17 protein-coding genes are annotated in these 18,934 nt (G+C 64.6%); 2 read left to right on the top strand and 15 right to left on the bottom strand.

The genetic code is table 11. The annotated features are described in order from the left end of the window. Window positions 1-8: 8 nt before the first annotated feature. From H9627_RS13845 to H9627_RS13795, 11 genes are all read right to left on the bottom strand, one after another. On the bottom strand, window positions 9-1,217 hold the full coding sequence (locus H9627_RS13845) for an acetylornithine transaminase (RefSeq protein ID WP_191734604.1): 1,209 nt from the start codon (window positions 1,215-1,217) through the stop codon (window positions 9-11). Further along, on the bottom strand, window positions 1,218-2,171 hold the full coding sequence (gene argB / locus H9627_RS13840) for an acetylglutamate kinase (protein WP_191734603.1): 954 nt from the start codon (window positions 2,169-2,171) through the stop codon (window positions 1,218-1,220). It abuts the gene before it with no gap. Window positions 2,172-2,240: 69 nt separating this feature from the next. Then, a complete protein-coding gene (gene argJ / locus H9627_RS13835) occupies window positions 2,241-3,407 on the bottom strand; it encodes a bifunctional glutamate N-acetyltransferase/amino-acid acetyltransferase ArgJ (protein ID WP_191734602.1) in 1,167 nt (388 codons plus the stop codon). 38 nt (window positions 3,408-3,445) lie between these two features. Continuing rightward, the gene (argC, locus tag H9627_RS13830) at window positions 3,446-4,489 is read right to left on the bottom strand and encodes an N-acetyl-gamma-glutamyl-phosphate reductase (protein WP_191734601.1); all 1,044 of its coding nucleotides are present in this window, start codon (window positions 4,487-4,489) and stop codon (window positions 3,446-3,448) included. 144 nt (window positions 4,490-4,633) lie between these two features. Then, window positions 4,634-5,374, bottom strand: coding sequence for a Crp/Fnr family transcriptional regulator (locus H9627_RS13825; protein ID WP_225213886.1), 741 nt, complete (start codon window positions 5,372-5,374; stop codon window positions 4,634-4,636). A 90-nt stretch (window positions 5,375-5,464) separates the two neighbouring features. After that, window positions 5,465-5,890 carry a hypothetical protein gene (locus tag H9627_RS13820; protein WP_191734600.1) on the bottom strand — a complete coding sequence of 142 codons (426 nt, stop codon included), beginning with the start codon at window positions 5,888-5,890 and terminating at the stop codon, window positions 5,465-5,467. A gap of 40 nt (window positions 5,891-5,930) precedes the next feature. Continuing rightward, entirely contained in the window at window positions 5,931-7,367 is a 1,437-nt protein-coding gene (locus H9627_RS13815) for an acyltransferase family protein (protein ID WP_191734599.1), read from the bottom strand. Window positions 7,368-7,370: 3 nt separating this feature from the next. Next, complete coding sequence (locus H9627_RS13810) at window positions 7,371-8,345, bottom strand: SGNH/GDSL hydrolase family protein (protein WP_191734598.1); 975 nt, start codon at window positions 8,343-8,345, stop codon at window positions 7,371-7,373. 234 nt (window positions 8,346-8,579) lie between these two features. Next, complete coding sequence (gene pheT / locus H9627_RS13805) at window positions 8,580-11,087, bottom strand: phenylalanine--tRNA ligase subunit beta (RefSeq protein WP_191734597.1); 2,508 nt, start codon at window positions 11,085-11,087, stop codon at window positions 8,580-8,582. Between the two features lie 44 nt (window positions 11,088-11,131). Next, window positions 11,132-12,169, bottom strand: coding sequence for a phenylalanine--tRNA ligase subunit alpha (gene pheS / locus H9627_RS13800; protein ID WP_191734596.1), 1,038 nt, complete (start codon window positions 12,167-12,169; stop codon window positions 11,132-11,134). 111 nt (window positions 12,170-12,280) lie between these two features. Continuing rightward, on the bottom strand, window positions 12,281-13,099 hold the full coding sequence (locus H9627_RS13795) for a TrmH family RNA methyltransferase (RefSeq protein WP_191734595.1): 819 nt from the start codon (window positions 13,097-13,099) through the stop codon (window positions 12,281-12,283). A gap of 88 nt (window positions 13,100-13,187) precedes the next feature. Here H9627_RS13795 and H9627_RS13790 point away from each other — a divergent pair, with 88 nt between their 5' ends. Further along, window positions 13,188-13,898: a glycerophosphodiester phosphodiesterase gene (locus tag H9627_RS13790; protein WP_191734594.1), complete on the top strand. Its 711-nt coding sequence runs from the start codon at window positions 13,188-13,190 to the stop codon at window positions 13,896-13,898. A gap of 7 nt (window positions 13,899-13,905) precedes the next feature. Here H9627_RS13790 and H9627_RS13785 read toward each other — a convergent pair whose 3' ends face one another. The 4 genes from H9627_RS13785 to H9627_RS13770 all read right to left on the bottom strand — a co-directional run bounded on the left by H9627_RS13785 (window position 13,906) and on the right by H9627_RS13770 (window position 18,324). Continuing rightward, window positions 13,906-15,114 (bottom strand): ABC transporter ATP-binding protein, encoded by a 1,209-nt coding sequence (locus tag H9627_RS13785; RefSeq protein WP_191734593.1) that lies wholly within the window; start codon window positions 15,112-15,114, stop codon window positions 13,906-13,908. A gap of 39 nt (window positions 15,115-15,153) precedes the next feature. After that, window positions 15,154-16,479, bottom strand: coding sequence for an ABC transporter substrate-binding protein (locus H9627_RS13780; protein WP_191734592.1), 1,326 nt, complete (start codon window positions 16,477-16,479; stop codon window positions 15,154-15,156). 79 nt (window positions 16,480-16,558) lie between these two features. Beyond that, window positions 16,559-17,395 (bottom strand): carbohydrate ABC transporter permease, encoded by an 837-nt coding sequence (locus H9627_RS13775; RefSeq protein WP_191734591.1) that lies wholly within the window; start codon window positions 17,393-17,395, stop codon window positions 16,559-16,561. Next, window positions 17,395-18,324, bottom strand: coding sequence for a carbohydrate ABC transporter permease (locus tag H9627_RS13770; protein WP_191734590.1), 930 nt, complete (start codon window positions 18,322-18,324; stop codon window positions 17,395-17,397). Before H9627_RS13770 ends, H9627_RS13775 begins: the two co-directional genes overlap by 1 nt. A 186-nt stretch (window positions 18,325-18,510) precedes the next feature. Here H9627_RS13770 and H9627_RS13765 point away from each other — a divergent pair, with 186 nt between their 5' ends. Then, complete coding sequence (locus H9627_RS13765; RefSeq protein ID WP_191734589.1) at window positions 18,511-18,918, top strand: four-helix bundle copper-binding protein; 408 nt, start codon at window positions 18,511-18,513, stop codon at window positions 18,916-18,918. Window positions 18,919-18,934: the final 16 nt, after the last annotated feature.

Below are 18,934 nucleotides of genomic sequence, written 5' to 3'. Positions count from 1 at the left end.
CCTTTACTTTAAGCGTTCAATTCGGCGAGCACCGCGGCCAGGGCACGGACGGAGTCCCTGATCTCGTCCTCGGTGATCACCAGCGGCGGGGTGAGACGAATGATGTTATCCGCCGGGGCGTTGAGGATGAGACCGTGCTTGAAGCCTGCGGTCACCGCCTGCTTGGCCACGGGCTGATCCAGTACCACACCGAGCATGAGGCCGCGTCCGCGGACATCAGCGACATCTGCAACCTCATGCAGCTGCTCCACGAAGAGCTCCCCCTTGCGGGTGACATCGGCGCAGAACTCATCATCGATCACCGAGAGCACCGCGCGTGCAGCCGCCGCGGAGACCGGGTTGCCACCGAAGGTGGTTCCGTGCTTGCCGGGGCCGAAGAGCTTGGCGGCCTCACCGGTGGCCAGGCAGGCACCGATCGGTAGGCCACCGCCCAGGCCCTTGGCCATGGTCACCACATCGGGTACGACACCCTCGTGCTGGTGGGCGAAGAAATCACCGGTGCGGCCGATGCCGGTCTGCACCTCATCGACGATGAACAGCAGGCCGTGCTTGTCGCACAGTTCACGCACACCGGTGAGGAAACCCTCGGGTGCGGGGATGACGCCGGTCTCGCCCTGGATGGGTTCCAGGATGATGGCGGCCGTGTCGGTGGGATCGGATTCCACCAGGGTGGTCAGGTAATCCAGGTCGCCGTAGGGGTAGAACTCCACGCCGCTGGGCAGGGGTGCGAACGGGGTGCGTTTGTCCGGCTGGCCGGTCAGCGCGAGTGAGCCCATGGTGCGGCCGTGGAAACCGTTGGTGGCCGCGAGGATGCGGTGGCGACCGGTCAGGCGTGCAAGCTTGAACGCAGCCTCATTGGCCTCGGCACCGGAGTTGCAGAAGAACACCTGCGTCTGGGAGGCAATGGTGGCGTCGTCAAGCGAGAAGCGTCGCACGAGCTCGGCCGCAACCTCGACGACCGGGCGGGTGGCGAACAGGTTGGAGACGTGACCCAGCTGGGAGAGCTGCGTGGTCACCGCCTCGATGATCGCGGGGTGCGCGTGGCCGAGGGCGTTGACTGCGATCCCGGCGAGCAGGTCGATGTAGACATTGCCGTCGACGTCGGTAACGGTGGAGCCCTTGCCGGTGACCAGTTCAACCGGTGGGGTGCCGTAGGTGTTGAGCAGTACCTGGGGCCAGCTGGTGAGCGTGTCCTCCACGGTGGCGCGGTTCTTCATCTATACGTGTCCGTCCTGGTTGTTCTTTCTAAATACGGTGCCCTCCGGGTAGTCCTCCCGGTCGTAGTTGTCGGGCAGCACCATGGTGCCGATGCCACCCATGGTGAGCAGCTCGAGGAGCACCGAGTGGGCGATGCGGCCGTCGATGACGTGAGCGGCACTGACTCCCCCGCGCACGGCGTTGAGGCAGGACTCCATCTTCGGAATCATGCCCGCATCAAGCCCCGGCAGAATGGCGTCAAGTTCGGAGGCGACGATCTTGGACACCAGCGAGCTCTTGTTGGGCCAGTCGGTGTACAGACCCTCGACGTTGGTGAGCACGAGCAGACGCTCTGCACCGATGGCGGAGGCCAGTGCGCCGGCGGCGGTGTCGGCGTTGATGTTGTAGACCTGGCCGTCGGCACCGGGGGCGATCGTGGAGACCACCGGGATGCGACCGGCGTCGATAAGGTCCATCAGCGAGGTGGCGTCAACGTTGACGATGTTGCCCACCAGCCCGATGTCGGTGGGGGTGCCGTCGATATCCACGAGGCGCTTCTCCGCGGTGAACAGACCGGCATCCTCACCGGAGGTACCCACCGCGTACGGGCCGTGGGAGTTGATCAGTCCGACCAGGTCGCGACCGACCTGGCCGAAAAGCACCATGCGAACAATCTCCATGACCTCCGGGGTGGTCACGCGGAACCCGCCCTTGAACTCGCCCTCCAGGCCCACGCGGCGAAGCATGTCGGAGATCTGCGGACCGCCGCCGTGGACCACGACCGGCTTGGCGCCGACGGTGCGCAGGAACACCATGTCCGCGGCGAAGGCGGCCTTGAGGCTGTCATCCACCATGGCGTTGCCACCGTATTTGACCACGACGATCTTGTCGCGGAAATGCTGGAGCCACGGCAATGCCTCAGCGAGCACATGGGCCCGCTCCTCATCGCCGAGGTTCTTGATCAATTCGTTCATGTCCTTCTCCCCACGTGTGCTTGTCGACGTTCCACCTCCCGGACGTTTCCCGTCCGGGGTGCGGTGGTGTTAGGTGCTGTACGCGGAGTTGATCTCCACGTAGGAGTAGCTGAGGTCGGTGGTGCGCACGGTGGCCTGCCCCTCGCCACCGGCACCCAGATCAACACGCACGGCGACGTCCGCGCCGGAGAGATCCACCTCGCGGGCACCCGGAGCGCCGGTGGAGTCAAGGCAGACGGCCTGATCATTGAAGTACACGGCGATGTGATCCGGGTCCATGTCCGCATCGGCCATGCCGACGGCAGCCAGGACGCGGCCCCAGTTGGGGTCGGATCCGAACATCGCGCACTTGAACAGGTTGTCGCGGGCGATGGTGCGTGCGGCGTTGATGGCCATCTCATCGGTGGTGGTGCCCGTGACGGTGACGCTGACGCGCTTGGTCACGCCCTCCGCATCGGCCTGCATCTGATCGGCCAGATCGGAGCAGGCGGCGAAGACCGCGTCATTGAGCTCCTCCTGGGTGGGCTTGATGCCGGTGGCGCCGGAGGCCAGCAGGAACACGGTGTCATTGGTGGAGGTGGAGCCGTCGATGTCGAGGGTGTCGAAGGTGACGGCGGTGGCCTTGGCCAGGGCGGTGCGCGCCATGGCCGGGGTGATGGAGGCGTCGGTGGTCAGGCAGACCAGCATGGTGGCCAGGGACGGGGCCATCATGCCCACGCCCTTGCCCATCGCGCCCAGGGTCCAGCCGTCGGCGAAGACGACGGTCTCCTTATCCACGGTGTCGGTGGTCATGATGGCGTGTGCGGCGGCTTTACCGTTGTCCCCCAGTGCGCCCTCGGCGGTGAGGGTCTCGATGCCGGCGGTGACCTTGTCCATGGGCAGCAGCTCACCGATGAGACCGGTGGAGCACACCCCGATGTCCTCCGGCGCGAGGTTCAGTTTCGTGGCGAGGGTGTTGACGGATTCGCGGGCATCGACATCACCCTGGGTGCCGTTGCAGGCATTCGCGTTGCCGGCGTTGTAGAGCACCGCCTTGAGCTGTCCGTCGGCGACGTTCTCGCGGCTGACCTTGACCGGTGAGGCGATGACACGGTTGCGGGTGAACACCGCGGCGGCGGTGTACTCGGGTCCCTGGTTGACCACGAGGGCCATGTCGGGCTTGCCCGAGGGTTTGATACCCGCGGTGGTCGCCGAGGCGACGAATCCCTGGGGTGCGGTGATGCCGGTCTGGGCCATCTGGTGCTCCGATTCCTGTTACTGGTGTGGTGGGGTTGTTAAGGTGCGACGCCGGTGCGTGGGAGACCGGCGGTCTCCTCGAAGCCGAGTGCGAGGTTCATGCACTGCACGGCCGCGCCACCGGTGCCCTTGGTGAGATTGTCGATGGCCGAGGTGACCAGCACCTTGCGGGCCACGGTGTCCACCTCGATCTGGACGTGGCACATGTTGGATCCGACCACGTTCTGGGTCTGGGGCTGAACCCCCTCTGGCAGGACGAGCACGAAGGGCTCATCGGCGTAGAAGTCCTCGTAGACCTTCCGGGCCTGCTCCTGGGTGACACCGTCGATCAGCGGTGCGGTGGCGGTGGTGAGGATGCCACGCGGCAGTGGTGCCAACACCGGGGTGAAACTGATGGTGACGTCCTTGTCGGTGACTTCCTTCAGGTTCTGGGTCAGCTCCGGGGTGTGGCGGTGCTTGCCGGAGGTGTTGTAGGCCTTGAGTGAACCCATGGTCTCCGAGCCGAGCAGCGGCACGGATGCCTTCTTACCGGCACCGGAGACACCGGTGATGGAGACCACCGAGATATCCGGTTCGATGAGGTCGGCCTGCACCGCCGGCAGCAGCGCGAGGGTGGCTCCGGTGGGGAAACATCCCGGGACAGCCACACGCTTGGAGCCCCTGAGCTGCTCGCGGTGGCCGGGCATCTCGGGGATGCCGTAGGGCCAGGAGCCAGCATGCTCGGAACCGTAGAACTTCGACCAGTCAGCGGCGTTGGTGAGACGGAAGTCGGCGGCACAGTCGATGACGGTGACATCCGGGCCCAGCTGATTGGCGATCTCCGCGGAGAAGCCGTGTGGCAGACCGAGGAAGACCACGTCGTGACCGGCGAGGACCTCCTTGGTGGTGTCCTCGATGACCCGGTCCGCCAGCTGCGGGAGGTGGGGCATCAGTTCGGCCACCGTGCTGCCCACCGTGGAGGCGGCGGTCAGCGCGCCGATCTCCAGTTCGCCTGATGCGTAGGCCGGGTGACCCAGGAGGAGGCGGAGAATCTCGCCGCCTGCGTATCCACTGGCTCCTGCTACTGCAACCTTGATCGTCATAGGCACCAACCTTACACGTTATGCATAACTATGCAAACTATTCATGCATTGGGGTGAGGTTTATGCAGACCTCACCGGATGCATCTCCTTCCCACCGATGGTATCGGCAAAACCCGCCCGGTGTCGCGGTTTATCCTCTCCCGACTACTCCCCCGCAGCCAGATCCGATAACGCATCACTGTCGAGGATGGACACCCACTCCCGCCCGGAGTCGATCACCCCGTCCTTCTTCATCTTCGACATCACCCTGGAGGTGGATTCCACGGTGGTCCCGGCCATGCCCGCGATATCCTGACGGCGCAGACGCACCTGCAGCAGGACAGAACCGTCGCTGAGCCGCTGCCCAATCTTCTCCGCCAGGTCCTCCAGCACGGCCGCCACCCGCTGCTGCACGGGATGCACGGTCTGCCCCACCTCCCTCTCCCGCGCCTGACGCAGACGCTCCTGCTGCATCTGGAGGATCTCCAGGGCGAATTCCGGATACGTGGACACCACCTCCGCCAGCGCCGTCGCCGGGATGAACAGCGCGCAGGTGGTCTCCATCGCCCAGGCGGAGTCAACAGCGGGTGTGGGCTCCGTGGACACCGGCCCCACAATGTCACCGGGTGCTGCGATGTCCAGGGTCAGCTCCCGGCCATCGATGGTGTCACGGGTGATCCGAGCCCGACCGGAGGCGATCATGTAGCTGCCGTCGGCCTCCTCGCCTGCCAGGAGCAGCGGGTCCCCCTCGTGCCAGGACCAGGCATCAAGCCCACTGGCGAGCGACACCATCTGTTCCTCGGACAGTCCCCGTGCCAGACGGGATCTCTTTATCACCGCGATGCGGGTATCAATCCCACACGGGTGTGGATGGGCGCAGTTGGAACGGACAGGATGGATCGACATACGGCCGAGTCTATCCGGGAACGGGAAGATCCCCCAGGGTTGGAGAAATCATCCAACCCGGGGGGATCATCGAGAATACTAACTCATGGTTTAGTAACCGGCGTGGCCGCCGCCACCACCGGGCAGCTGCGGTGGTGCCTGCTCTGCGGGGGCTGGTGCGGGTGCCGGAGCCGGGGCAGGTGCCGGAGCTGGCGCAGGGGCTGGTGCGGGTGCCGGAGCTGGCGCGGGCGCTGGTGCGGGTGCCGGTGCCTGCTGCTGAACCGGAGCGGGTGCGGGCGCCTGTTCCTGGACAGGAGCCGGTGCTGGCTCGTCCACGATGACCTCTTCTTCGATGATGACCTCAACCTCGGTGGTGGTCTCCTCCTCGGAGGTGGGGGTCGTCGAGGTGGTCGACGTCGTGGAGGTGGTGGAGGTGGTAGTCTCCTCGGCGTCATCCTCGGAGTCGCCACAGGCCACGAGGGATGCGGACAGTGCCAGGGCCGCGGCGGTGGCGGCGAGCTTACGGTAGGTGATCATGGTTGTTCCTTTTCTCAGCAGATAGTTGTAGTGAGTGTGGTTAGAGGGTTCTGGTCGCGGGTTCCTGGGTGACCGCGCCGGTGGCATCCACGGGCAGTCCGGTGGGTGCACCGCCGACCGGTGCCAGGTCCTCGGCCTCCACGGGCTGTCGGGGTTTGACACCGAAGAGGATCTTGAGGTCACGGACCAGGATGTTCTCCTTTCGCCCCTGCCTGGATTTGCGATACTTCTTCGCCTTGCCGGATCTCCGGGCGGTGGCCTTCATCAGGGGATCATCGACGAAGGTGAACAGCACCCAGCCGAGGATCACCGAGAGGATGAAGCTGAGGATGGAGACCATCAGCCAGCCAAGGAAACCCCAGGACTGCCCGGCGACGATATAGCGCTGGACGGCCACCATCACCGGGAACTGCACCATGTAGAAGGCGAAGGAGATATTACCCAGCAGCACCGCACGCGGTGAGGCGATCTCGCCGGAGACGCCCTTGATGTCCCGCACCGCGAGGGTGCAGACCACAAATGCCATCGGCAGGGACATGATGACCGACATCTTGAATGCCAGTGGGACGAACCAGGTGGCGATGTACGCGACCAGCAGACCCACCAGTGGCCACTTGATGTTGGTGTTGCGGAACATGCCCTCGGCCACCAGCTTGGCACCGAACACACCGAGGTAGAACTCGATGAGGCGGGTCAGCGGGAAGTAGTAGGACAGCCAGTAGGACTCCAGGACCGGGATCTCCCACTGCATGAACCAGACGGGGTCGGCGTGGACATCGGCCACCGGGGAGACATCGGTGTCCCACAGGCGTGGCACGAAGAAGTTCTCAATCCCCTTCGGCCCCTCGGCGAAGAAGTGGATGAAAGTGATCGCACTCAGGGACAGCAGGAAGGTGATGCCGAAGGCCCACCAGTTGCCCACTCCCCTGACCTTGCGCACCAGGGGGATGAACAGCGGGAAGGTCAGGTAGAACAGCATCTCCGCGGCCAGTGACCAGGAGGGGACGTTCATGCCGGACAGCGATGCCCAGTCGGGGTTCCAGGTGTGGATGAGCAGGGCGTTGGGCAGCCAGAACTTCAGGTCGGCGAAGTCGAGGACCCACTGCACGCCGGAGGCGGTGATCTTGGCCGAGGCCAGCAGGAACATCGCCAGGGCGATCAGGTGCATGGGGTAGATCTTGGTGATGCGCCGCTGGCAGTAGTACAGCGTGTTGCGCACCCCCTTGAGTTCACTGTTGGACCAGTAGATCAAAAAACCCGACAGGATGAAGAAGAAGGTCACACCGGCGGATCCCAGCTGCATGGGGATAAACGAGTGGATCGTAGCAAACAGATCCGACTTCTGGAACGGGTACACGTTGAGGAATACCAGCGCATGCAGAACAAACACGGCCACCGCGGCCAGCCAGCGCGCACCGGTCAGCGACGGCAGGTTGGGTCGCCGGACCTTCGCGCTTTGCGACGTGTGGTTACTCATTGTCTAGGCGTTGACCCGATCCCGGAGGATGCCGGCGGTGACGGCGTCACCCTTACCCGATGGGTGCCAGGGCCCACCGAGCATGTCGGTGCGGGCATCGAGCACACCGATGACCCAGGGGTCAGTGGAGCAGCTGGAGTGCCCCTCAGTGGCGGAACGCAGATCCACGTGGGAGACATCGAGGATGTCGGCTGCGCCGGCGATCGCCATGTCCAGGCGGTTCATGAAGTCCACGAGCGCGGGTGCGTCGTTCTTCACCAGGGGTGTGCCGCCGAGACGGACGCAGACCTGGCTGCCGCCGCGCGGGGTGTACTCCTGGTAGCCCACCAGGGTGATCTCGGCGTTGGGGGCGTAGTACTTCAGGTAGTCGACAACCGGCTTGACGCGCTCGGCGTAGTTCTCGGGCGTGACAGTGTCCGGGTTCTGCATCCGGCCGGCAGCCACGGCACGGTCACCGCAGCCGACACCCAGATCGAATAGGCAGGTCTGCACGGAGTCGAGCAGGTTCATGCCGTTGCCCCAGTGGTCGTTCTTGCCCAGCTGGACGAAGATGTGCTCGGTGCGCTCCCCGATGGCACCGCGTGCCTCGGCGTGGCGGACCTCATCGGAGAAGTGGAAACCATCGGAGTTGATGGAGGCTCCGGAGCAGGAGACGTCGATGAGCTCACCGCGCGGCAGACCGAGGTTGGTCTGCAGCTGCTCCGGCCAGGAACCGGTGCCCTTGATGCAGTTACGTTCATCGGTGCGCCACGGCATGGTGGTGCCGGAGGTGTGGGAGTCACCGAAGACGACGACCTTCGCCCCACCCTCGGGTGCGTGGCTGTCGCTGGCTCCGAGGCTGGAGGTGAGTGCCCGTCCCACATCGTTACCGCTGCTGCCACTGCTCTGGGCGGTGGCGGCCGGGGCGAACCCGGTGGCGAGCAGGGCGATGGACGCGGCCGCGGCCCCGACTTTCAAGGCCAGTTTGCGCATAGCCATGTTCTCTTCTCCTTCTGCCGCGCACATCGTTGACACAGGTGATGCCGGAACGCTGATGTGACGCTGGTAATTTGACCCTGAAAACAATAACAGGCATTGAGCAATCCGCTGTATTTGCCTGGGAACGACATAACTCAAGTCACAACAGTAACATCAGTAACAGTATTGCGCGTGGATATATCAAAAATGACCCATGGATGAATCCATGGGTCATTTCTTCAGCTGATGGACAGACTAGCCGCGCATCTCCGCGCCCAGGCGTTCCTTCGCCAGTTCCGCAGCCGCGAGGCGGGCCACGTTGGCCTCCTCATCGGTCAGGGTGCGATCAGGTGCGCGGAACAGCAGGGAGAAAGCCAAAGACTTCCTACCCTCGCCGAGCTGTTCGGAGCGGTAGACGTCGAAAAGCTCGACGGTTTCCACCAGCTCACCCGCGCCCTCCTCGACCACGGCGCGGACCTGCTCGGCCGGGACGGTCTCGTCGACGATCAGGGCGATGTCCTGGTGCAGCGCCGGGAAGGCGGAGAGCACCGGTGCCGGGAGGTTCTCCCGCAGTGGCAGCGCGTCGATGTTGATCTCCATGGCGCAGGTGCGGGCCGGCAGGCCGGCGCGCTCGAGGACCTGCGGGTGCAGCTCACCGGCGTGGCCGACCACGTGGCCGTCGACAAGCAGGGCGGCGCAGCGGCCCGGGTGCCACGGCAGCAGATCGGCGTTGGCCAGCTCCAGCTCGATGCCGGCGGCGCGCGCCACGATGCGGGCGGATTCGATGGCGTCGGCGTAGGTGTAGGCACGGCCCCCACTCCACGGCCCCTCGAACTCGATGTTGCCGGTGCCGACGGTTGCAGCGTGCAGCGGCTGCTCGGGCAGGGTGTCCAGCAACTCAGCAACCACCTCGGCGGACGGGCGCTGCTCCACGGACGGCATCGGGGAGACACCGTTGCCGCGCTCGAAGGACACCTGCTGGACGCCGAAGAGGGAGAAATCCCCCGTGCCGCGGGTGACATTGCGGCGCACCGCGTCAAGCATGGCGGGCAGCAAGGTGGTGGACAGGACATTGCTGTCCGCCTCCAGCGGGTTGAGCACGGTCACGGTGTTGCGGCGCTCATCATCGGTGTCCAGACCCCAGACGTCGAAGGTCTCCGGGTTCATGAAGGGGCTGGGGATGATCTCGGCATAACCGGCGTACGCCAGTGCATGGCCGACGGCGCGGCGGCGCTTCTGTGCATCCGACAGACCCCGGCCGGCGGGAGCGGTGGGCACGATCGTCGGGATGGCCTCCAGGCCCTCCAGACGCAGTACCTCCTCCACCAGGTCGGCCGCCATGGTGAGATCGGAACGCCAGGTGGGAGGCACAACAGTCAAGACATCACCGTTGACTTCCACGGTGCAGCCGACCTCCTCCAGGCGGGCCACGACAGTCTCAGGTGAGTACTCCACACCGGCCAGCTCGGACGGGCGGGTCACCGGCATGGTGATGCTCGGCATGGTGGGGACCTCGCCGATGAGGGTGCGACCCGGGTCGATGGTGCCGCCGGCGATCTCCACGAGCAGGGAGCAGGCCAGGTCGAGGGCGACCTCGACGATGGCCGGATCCACACCGCGTTCGAAACGACGGGATGCCTCGGAGCTCAGCTTGTGGCGGCGCGAGGTGCGGGCCACGGTCTTCGGGTCCCAGATGGCGGACTCGAAGTAGACCTCGGTGGTCTCATCGGAGATCTCGGAGGTGACGCCACCCATGACACCGGCCATGGACTGGATGCCGGTCTCATCACAGATGACCACGTCCTCCTCGGACAGGTCGCGGGTGATGTGGTCGAGGGTCTCGAACTTCTCCCCCGGCTGCGCATTGCGCACCGTCAGGCCACCGGTGACCTTGGCGGCGTCGAAGGCGTGCATGGGGGCGCCGAGCAGCATCATGACGTAGTTGGTGACATCGGTGGCGGCGTTGACGGGGCGCTGGCCGCACAGCATGAGTTCGCGCTGCAGCCAGAAGGGGGATTCCGCGGCCGGGTCAATGCCGGAGACTTTACGCAGCCCGAAACGGACGGTGTTGGTCTCCTCGCGGACATCAATGTTGATGAGCTCACCGGTGGGTTCCGGGGCGGTCAGTTCAATGCCCGCCACCCGGGTGTCCTCCGCGACATCGGTGAAGGTCAGGTTGAAGGCCGAGGCGAGTTCACGGGTCAGGCCACGGGCGGAGAGTGCATAACCGCGGTCCGGGGTGATGTTGACCTCGAAGACGGTGTCATCGAGTCCCAGGATGGCGCGGGCATCATCGCCCGGCTGGCCGGACTCAGCCGGCAGGGTGATGATGCCGGAGTTCTGCTTGTCTGCCAGGCCCAGTTCGGCCGCCGAGCAGATCATGCCGGCGGACATGCGGCCATAGGTCTCGCGTGCGCCGATGGCGAAATCACCGGGCAGCACCGCGCCGGGCAGGGCGACCACCACGGTGTCGCCCTCCTTGAAGTTGCGGGCACCACAGATGATGGATTGGTTCTCACCGGTGCCATTGGCCTGGCCGACGTTGACGAAGCAGTGGCGGATGGGCTTTTTGAACTCGGTGAGTTCCTCAATACTTTCCACGACACCCAGGACCAGGGGTCCGGTGGTGGCGGGGATGGCGGCGTAGCCCTCGGTCTCGAAACCGACGCGGACATAGCCGGCGTCCAGTTCCTCGGGTGTGACGGACCAGCCCGGGTTGGAGTGTCCGAGTAGTCCCGTCACCCAGTTCTGTGCAATGAACATGATGGATTAGCTCCTAAGAGATCGTGATGTGGGTGCTGGGACGTCTATGCCTGGATACCGAACGGCAGGGTGAAGCGGACATCGCCCTCCACCATGTCGCGCATATCAGACAGGCCGTTGCGGAACTGCAGGGTACGTTCAATACCCATGCCGAAGGCGAAACCGGTGTACTCCTCCGGGTCGATGCCCACGGCGCGCAGGACATTCGGGTTGACCATGCCGCAGCCACCCCACTCGATCCAGCCGGCGCCACCCTTCTTGTTCGGGAACCAGACATCCACCTCGGCCGACGGCTCGGTGAACGGGAAGTAGTTGGACCGCATGCGGGTCTTGGTCTCCGGTCCGAACAGCTCGCGGGCGAGGTGATCCAGGGTGCCGCGCAGGTGCGCCATGGTCAGGCCCTTGTCCACGGCCAGACCCTCGATCTGGTGGAAGACCGGGGTGTGGGTGGCGTCGAGCTCATCGGTGCGGAACACCCGGCCGGGGCAGGCGATGTAGAGGGGGACCTCACGGTCGAGCATGGAACGGATCTGCACCGGGGAGGTGTGGGTACGCAGCACCTGGCGTGAGCCTTCAGGTCCGATGTGGAAGGTGTCCTGCAGGGTGCGCGCCGGGTGGTCCGGCAGGAAGTTCAGGGCGTCGAAGTTGAAGTACTCGGCCTCGACCTCGGGACCCTCGGCGACCTCCCAGCCCATGCCGACGAAGATATCGGCGATCTGCTCGTTGAGGATGGTGATCGGGTGCAGTGCACCGACCTGCGCACGGGTGGTGGGCACGGTGACATCCACGCGCTCCTGCTCCAGCACCTCACGGTTACGCTTCTCCTCCAGCTCGGCCTTGACCTGGGAAAAGTGCTTTTCGACGCGCCCGAGCGCCATGTTGACGAACCGGCCGGCGTCCTTGCGCTGGTCCTTGGGGATGGTACCCAGTGCGCGGCGGGCCTGCGGGATGGGTGCGTTGTCACCGAGGTGGTCGCGGCGCAGGGCGGCGAGCTCCTCCAGGTTGTCTGCACCGTCGAAAGCCGTGATGGCGGCGGTGGCCGCCTCATTCAAACTGGCTTCGGTCAACTGAATTTCGGACACCGTGTAGTCCAGCCCTTCCCTTGGATTTTCCGTGACATATCGAGTGAATGGTTCCTTCGACAACTAACCCCGACATCATACTCCGTCCCGCTGCCGACAGCGGGGCGGGGGTCAGGCCTCGTTGGCAAACAGTGCCTTGGAGGATTCATACAGACAGATGGAGGCCGCGGTGGCCAGGTTGAGTGATTCCGCACGCCCCCGGATCGGGATCCGTACCCGGTGATCGGCCTTGTCCAGCAGCTCCTCCCCCAGCCCGTGGGCCTCATTGCCGAACAGCCAGGCCGTGGGCCGGCTGAGCAGCTCACCGGCTTCATCCAGGTCCACCTCCCCGTCGGCGGCGGTGGCCAGGATCTGCAGCCCCTGGGAGCGCAGCTGGCCGAGCACGTCATCGATGTTGACGTTGCGTGCCACCGGCACGTGGAACAGTGACCCCGCCGAGGCCCGCACAACCTTCGGTCCCTGGGGGTCGACGGTCTCGCCGGCGAACACCACGGCATCCGCACCCACGGCGTCCGCAACACGGATCAGGGTGCCGGCATTGCCCGGTTCGCGGGTCTCCACCGGCACGCTGACCAGCCGGGAGCGGGAGTTGACGGCCTTGCCGACGGTCCACAGCACGTCATTGCACAGGGCGAAGATGCCGGTGGTGGTGACGGTGTCACTGAGGGATTTCGCCGCCCGGTCGGTGATGGGGTGGGTGTAGACATTCATGTAGCCAGCGGTGCGGACGATCTCCTCGAATTTCTCCGCGGCCTGCTCGGTGACGAACAGGTCGGTGGCCGCGCCGGTGGCGATCGCCGCCTCCACGGAGTTCTCCCCCTCCGCCAGGAACTGATGGGTCTTCTTCCGTTGTGCTGTTTTCAGAAGTTTTGCTGCGTTGACGATACGGGGGGTGCGTTCGGTGAACGCCTCGGTGAAATCCAATGCCATGGCGTCAACGTTATCAGTCGGGGTGGACACGATAGATGCTCACGTGAAGTTCACGCGGCGGTCACCTGGGGCACGTAGATTTTCCCCCATGTATATCGTGGCGCACCGTGGTGCTGAAGACCTGGAACTGGAAAACTCGATGGCCGCCTTCCTGGCTGCCCCGCCCGCCGATGCCGTTGAGCTGGATGTGCACGCGAGCCTGGACAATCAGCTGGTGGTGATCCACGACCGCACCGCCGAGCGGGTGGCAGCACCGGACTCCCCGCACCGGGATGCGCCGATGGCCTCCCTGACGGTGGAGCAGATCAAGGAGATCACCTTGACCAATGGCGAGAATGTTCCCACCCTGGAGGAGGTCCTGGCAACCACCGACCTGCCCATCCAGGTGGAGATCAAGGTGCCGGGCGCGGTGGCCCCGGCGGCTGAGCTGTTCCGTCACCGGCCGGAACAGCTGGCGCGGATCCTGTTCATCTCCTTCCATGATGCCGCCCTGGTGGAGCTGACCGACCGGCTGCCCGGGGCCCGGGTGGGCGTGCTACGCGCCGAGCTGGCCCAGGATGTGGATGTCCTTGATGTGATCCCGGCGGCGAATCTGGCCGCCTTCCTGCCGCATTGGCAGATGATCACCCCGGAGCTGGTGGCCAACTACCACGCCCGCGGGGTGCGCGTGGGGTGCTGGACCATCCGTAATGAGCACGCCCTGGCCGTTGTAGAGGCCGCCGGTGTGGACTTTGCGACGGTCAGTGACCCCGGGCGTTTCCGCCCGGGGTCACCGGAATTCCACTCCCTGACCTGGTAGGTCTTGGTTAACCGACCAGGGTGCTGGCGCTCTCCCCCACCCGGCGGCCATGGGTGCCGTCGAAGAGGTGGACACTGTCGGCAGCCGCCACCACATGGACCACATCGCCCGGGTGCAGCCCGTGGTGGCGTTCCACCCGGATCCCCAGTTCCGCGGTGTCCCGCTGCGCGGCCGGGGAGACCTGGATCCGCATATCCTCCGGGATGCCCTCGCCCAGGACATCGGTGTTGGGGTTTTTCACCCCGGCAGCCCGGACATAGACCATGGAATCGGCACCGAGTTCATCGATGTGGCTGACCTCGCAGGCGATCGCCCCCGATTCATGGGGACTGGTCAGATACATCGCCTCGGGGCGCGCACCGACGATGACCGACCGGCCCTCATAATCGGCGCGGTTGCCGCGGATGTGGGCGGCGACCTCATCGGGCACCCGGATGGTGATGCCGGTGCCCAGCTCGACGGAATCGCCACGGATCGTGCCCTCGATGAGGTTCATCGACGGTGATCCGATGAAGCTGGCCACAAACGCGTTGACGGGGTGGTCGTAGAGGTTCTGTGGGGTGTCCACCTGCTGGAGCACCCCGTGGAGCAGCACTGCGACGCGGTCGCCCATGGTCATGGCCTCGATCTGGTCGTGGGTGACATAGACGGTGGTCACCCCCATGCGGCGCTGCAGTGCGGAGATCTCCGCGCGGGTGGAGACGCGCAGTTTCGCATCCAGGTTGGACAGTGGTTCATCCATGCAGAACACGGCGGGTTCGCGCACGATGGCACGCCCCATGGCCACGCGCTGGCGCTGGCCACCCGACAGGGCCGCTGGCTTGCGGTCCAGGTAGGGATCGAGCTGGAGGATGCGGGAGGCCTCGGTGACGCGCCGGTTGATCTCATCCTTGGGGTACTTCTGGTTCTTCAGCGCGAACCCCATGTTCTGCCGGACGGTCATGTTCGGGTACAGGGCGTAGCTCTGGAACACCATGGCCACATCGCGGTCCTGGGGGCGCAACCCGGTGGCATCGCGGCCGTCGATAAGCAGACGGCCCTCGTCGATGGGCTCGAGCCCGGCGAGCATGCGCAGGGAGGTGGACTTGCCACACCCGGAGGGGCCGACCAGGACGAGGAATTCCCCGTCGGCGATCTCCAGATGGAGTTTATCCACCGCCGGGCGCGCGCCCTTGGAGTAGATGCGTGAAACACCGTCGAAGACGATGGAAGCCATGGTGTTGTTTCCTTCTTGACTGACGAAAGCGGACGGTTCTTAGAGCAGTGGTTCGATGTCGCGCTTGTAGATGGTGTCGAGCTGCTGCTCGGTCTCGGCCAGGGTGACATCGATGTCAGCACCGGTCAGGCAGATCTTCTCCAGTGCGTCACCGATGGTGCGGTCACCGTTGGGCAGCAGCACACGGTAGTTGTCCTGCACGCGGGTGTCGGGCAGCTGCTCGACGGCGACGTTGTAGGCCGGGTTCTCATCGAGGAATGCGCGGTGCTCCGGATCCTCGGCGGCGTCCTTGCGGACCGGGACGTAACCGGTCTCGCGGGACCAGTAGCCGGTGTTGGCGGAGTTGGTGAGGAAGTCGATGAACTTGATGGCGTTGTCCTGACGCTCCTCGGAGATGCCGGAGGGGATGCCCAGGCCTGCGCCGCCGGTCGGGCAGGCGCCCTCACCGGTGGGGTTCGGCAGGGGTGCCACAGCCCAGTCGAAGGTGGCGGCCGCCTCGACGGAGGACAGGCTGCCGGTGGACTGGATGCAGGAACCGACGATGCCGGTGGCGAACTCGTTGGTGATGTCGGTGGAGACGGTGGCCCAGCCCTCGTCGACGGTGGACTTGAGCCACTCGACGGAGCGGATGGTCTCCGGGGTGGTCAGGCGGGATTCCCAACCCTCGGAGTAGTTGCCGCCGAGGGACCACATCGGACCCTCGAAGGTCCAGGACAGGTAGTTGACTGCGTCGCCCCAGCCGAGGGCGTGTCCGGAGTCCATGGCCTCCTGGATCTTCGGGCCCCACTCGCTGAACTCCTCCCAGGACTCCGGGCCGCGGTCCGGCAGACCGGCTTCGTTCCACAGTTCGCGGTTGTAGTAGAACAGCGTGGTGGAACGGGCGAACGGCAGACCGTAGTGGCCACCCTTGTGCTCATAGTCGTTGTAGAGGGAATCGACGTAGGAGGAGGTGTCGATGTTGTTGCGCTTGGCCACCTCATCGATGTTGGCGGTGGCGCCGTTGAGGGCGAAGTTGAACCACTCGGTGTCGGAGAGCACGACCACATCGGGGAGGTCACCGCCGGACAGGGCGGCGTTGAACTTCTGAGAGACCTCGGCGTAGTTGGCGCCGGCGTCGACAAGCTGGACCGTCAGGTCCGGGTTCTCCTCCTCGAAGCGGGCGATGATCTCCAGCTCCACGTCCTTGGAGTTACCGGGGTGGTTGGACCACCAGACGATGGTGTTGGTCGCGCCCTCGGCGGTGGTGGCATCGGCGGAATCGGTGCTGGCTCCGGTGCCGGCACAGGCGGTCAGGGTGGCGCCCGCTCCGGCGACACCGACGGCGGCGAGGAAGTGGCGGCGGCTCAGCTGTGGGTTGAAAGACATGGGTCTTCGGTGACCTTTCAGAAAGGGTGTTAAAAAGAGGTGGGTTATTCAGTTGTGGCGGGTGGGATCCCGGGCCGCTTTAGCCCTTGACCGCACCCGAGATCAGGCCCTTGATCATGTACTGCTGCAGGGCGAGGAACATCACCAGAACCGGGAGCATGGTCATGATGGTGGCCGCCATGACGGGACCCCAGTTGGAGACACCCTCGTTGTTCTGCAGCATGGTCAGGCCGATCGGCAGGGTCGCCGAGGCCTCGGTTTCCGCCATCAGGAACGGCCAGAGGTACTGGTTCCACTCGTTGACGATGGTGATCATGGAAAACGCCACGATGGTGGGCAGGGAGATGGGCAGCAGCACCTTCCACAGCAGCCGGAAGTGGCCGCAGTGGTCCATGCGCGCCGCCTCGATCAACTCGTGGGGAATCGACATGAAGTGGTTGCGCATGAGGAAGGTGCCGAATGCGATACCCGCCAGCGGGATGATGATGCCCTGGTAGGTGTCACGCCAACCGAGCTGGCTGGCCAGCGCATAGTTGGAGATCACCGTCACCTCGGAGGGCACCATCAGTGCGGAGATGACCAGGAGGAACACGAGGTTGCGGCCCGGGAAGCGCAGGATCGCCAGCGCGTACGCGGAGATGATGCCCAGGATGATCTTGATCGTGCACAGGATGACGGTGATCAGGATCGAGTTGCGGAAGTAGTCGAAGAACGGCACCCGGTCGAATACATTGCGGTAGTTGTCGAAGTTGAACTGCTCCGGCAGCCAGGTCACCGGCTGGGTGTAGATCTCGGACTGCTGTTTGAAGCTGGTGAGCACGATGAACACCAGGGGCAGGCCGATGAACACCACGGCGAGGATCATGCTCGCATAACCCATGATCTTGATGAGTGGACCGCGGTCGGTGGCAATCATTATTTTCTGGCCCCCCTATCCATGTAGCGGACCTGAATGGCGGTGATGATCAGGAGGGTGAGGAAGAGGATGGTGGACACTGTCGCGCCGTATCCGGCCCGGTAGTTGGTGAAGGTCTCGGTGTAGACCTGGTACACCAGCGTGGTGGTTCCGTTGCCCAAAGGGCCTCCCCTGGTCATCGTGTGGATGATGTCGAAGACCTGCACAGAGCTGAGCAGCACGGTGATGGACAGGAAGAACGTGGTGGGGCGCAGCTGCGGCAGGGTGACGCGCCAGAATCTGGTCCACGCACTGGCGCCGTCGACGGCGGCGGCCTCCGCGAGATCCCTGTTCAGCCCCTGCAGGGCGGCGAGGTAGATGACGAAGGAGTACCCCAGGTTCTTCCAGATGAAGGTGAAGGTCACCATGAACATGGCCCAGTTGGGGTCCTGATAGAAGTTGGGTGTATCCACCCCGATACGGCCGAGCAGATCCTGCACCAGGCCGAAGTTCGGGTCGAAGACGAATTGGAACGCCACACCGACGGCGGCACCGGAGATCACGAACGGCGCGAACACCATGGACCGGACGAAGTTCCGGCCTCGGAGTTTCTGATCCAGCAGCATTGCCAGAGCCAGGCCGAAGAACATTGATCCGGCGACCGCGAAGAAGGTGAACACCACGGTGTTGAACACCACCTGCGCGGTGTCCGCGCGGGTGAAGAACTCAATGTAGTTGTCCAGCCCGATGAAGGTGGAGGTCGGTGAGGAGATGTTCCAACTGAAAAAGGACAGACGGAAGTTGTCCAGAAGGGGACGATAGGTGAAAAGTGCCAGCAGCAGCAGGTTGGGCGCCAGAAGGACAGCAGCCAACCACCACTCGTTCCTACGGGAACGCTTGGCTTTCTTTCTGAGATCGTCCACTTCCGGCTCGAGAAGAGTTGTGGACACGAAGCGGAATACTATGGGGCCCAGGTGTCAGAATGGTGATCTCTATGTGAATTGATGAGGTTACAAATCTCTAGACCATGAGTTTGGGGTGAACGCCGGGTGAAATCCCCGTGACCGACGGTCACCGTCACGGCTTTTCGCTACCCTCGGCGGGGACACCCCCCATGAACAGATCAAGGAGATACCATGAGCAACATCAAAACCATGATCACCGCGCATCCGAATCCTACGGATGGTCTCGACGTCGACAAGCTCGTGGCGGCCCTGGAGGCCGCAACCGCATGCGCCCAGGCCTGCACCGCCTGCGCCGACGCCTGCCTGGCGGAGGACGCGGTGGCCGAGATGCGCAACTGCATCCGCACCGACCTGGACTGCGCAGACATCTGCGCCACCACCGTCGCGGTGCTCAGCCGACGCACCGGCAGCAACCTGACCGTGGTGCGCGCCCAGCTCAACGCCTGCATCGCCGCGTGTCTGGCCTGCGCCGAGGAATGCGAGCGCCACGCCGACCACGATGAGCACTGCCGGCTGTGCGCGGAGGCCTGCCGCCGCTGCGAGAAGGCCTGCATCGAGCTGCTGGCGACCATCAGCTAACACAAACAAAAAAGAA

It is taken from the genome of Corynebacterium gallinarum (genome assembly GCF_014837045.1).
Classification (GTDB): Bacteria; Actinomycetota; Actinomycetes; order Mycobacteriales; family Mycobacteriaceae; genus Corynebacterium; species Corynebacterium gallinarum.
The sequence above is the reverse complement of the archived record's forward strand: the minus strand, read 5'-3'. Positions and strand labels throughout refer to the sequence as shown.

Excerpts from the sequence above, each read along its gene's own strand:
- H9627_RS13845 (WP_191734604.1), bottom strand. The coding sequence starts at position 1,217 with ATGAAGAACCGCGCCACCGTGGAGGACACGCTCACCAGCTGGCCCCAG.
- argB (WP_191734603.1), bottom strand. The coding sequence starts at position 2,171 with ATGAACGAATTGATCAAGAACCTCGGCGATGAGGAGCGGGCCCATGTG.
- argJ (WP_191734602.1), bottom strand. The coding sequence starts at position 3,407 with ATGGCCCAGACCGGCATCACCGCACCCCAGGGATTCGTCGCCTCGGCG.
- argC (WP_191734601.1), bottom strand. The coding sequence starts at position 4,489 with ATGACGATCAAGGTTGCAGTAGCAGGAGCCAGTGGATACGCAGGCGGC.
- H9627_RS13825 (WP_225213886.1), bottom strand. The coding sequence starts at position 5,374 with ATGTCGATCCATCCTGTCCGTTCCAACTGCGCCCATCCACACCCGTGT.
- H9627_RS13820 (WP_191734600.1), bottom strand. The coding sequence starts at position 5,890 with ATGATCACCTACCGTAAGCTCGCCGCCACCGCCGCGGCCCTGGCACTG.
- H9627_RS13815 (WP_191734599.1), bottom strand. The coding sequence starts at position 7,367 with ATGAGTAACCACACGTCGCAAAGCGCGAAGGTCCGGCGACCCAACCTG.
- H9627_RS13810 (WP_191734598.1), bottom strand. The coding sequence starts at position 8,345 with ATGGCTATGCGCAAACTGGCCTTGAAAGTCGGGGCCGCGGCCGCGTCC.
- pheT (WP_191734597.1), bottom strand. The coding sequence starts at position 11,087 with ATGTTCATTGCACAGAACTGGGTGACGGGACTACTCGGACACTCCAAC.
- H9627_RS13795 (WP_191734595.1), bottom strand. The coding sequence starts at position 13,099 with ATGGCATTGGATTTCACCGAGGCGTTCACCGAACGCACCCCCCGTATC.
- H9627_RS13790 (WP_191734594.1), top strand. The coding sequence starts at position 13,188 with ATGTATATCGTGGCGCACCGTGGTGCTGAAGACCTGGAACTGGAAAAC.
- H9627_RS13785 (WP_191734593.1), bottom strand. The coding sequence starts at position 15,114 with ATGGCTTCCATCGTCTTCGACGGTGTTTCACGCATCTACTCCAAGGGC.
- H9627_RS13780 (WP_191734592.1), bottom strand. The coding sequence starts at position 16,479 with ATGTCTTTCAACCCACAGCTGAGCCGCCGCCACTTCCTCGCCGCCGTC.
- H9627_RS13775 (WP_191734591.1), bottom strand. The coding sequence starts at position 17,395 with ATGATTGCCACCGACCGCGGTCCACTCATCAAGATCATGGGTTATGCG.
- H9627_RS13765 (WP_191734589.1), top strand. The coding sequence starts at position 18,511 with ATGAGCAACATCAAAACCATGATCACCGCGCATCCGAATCCTACGGAT.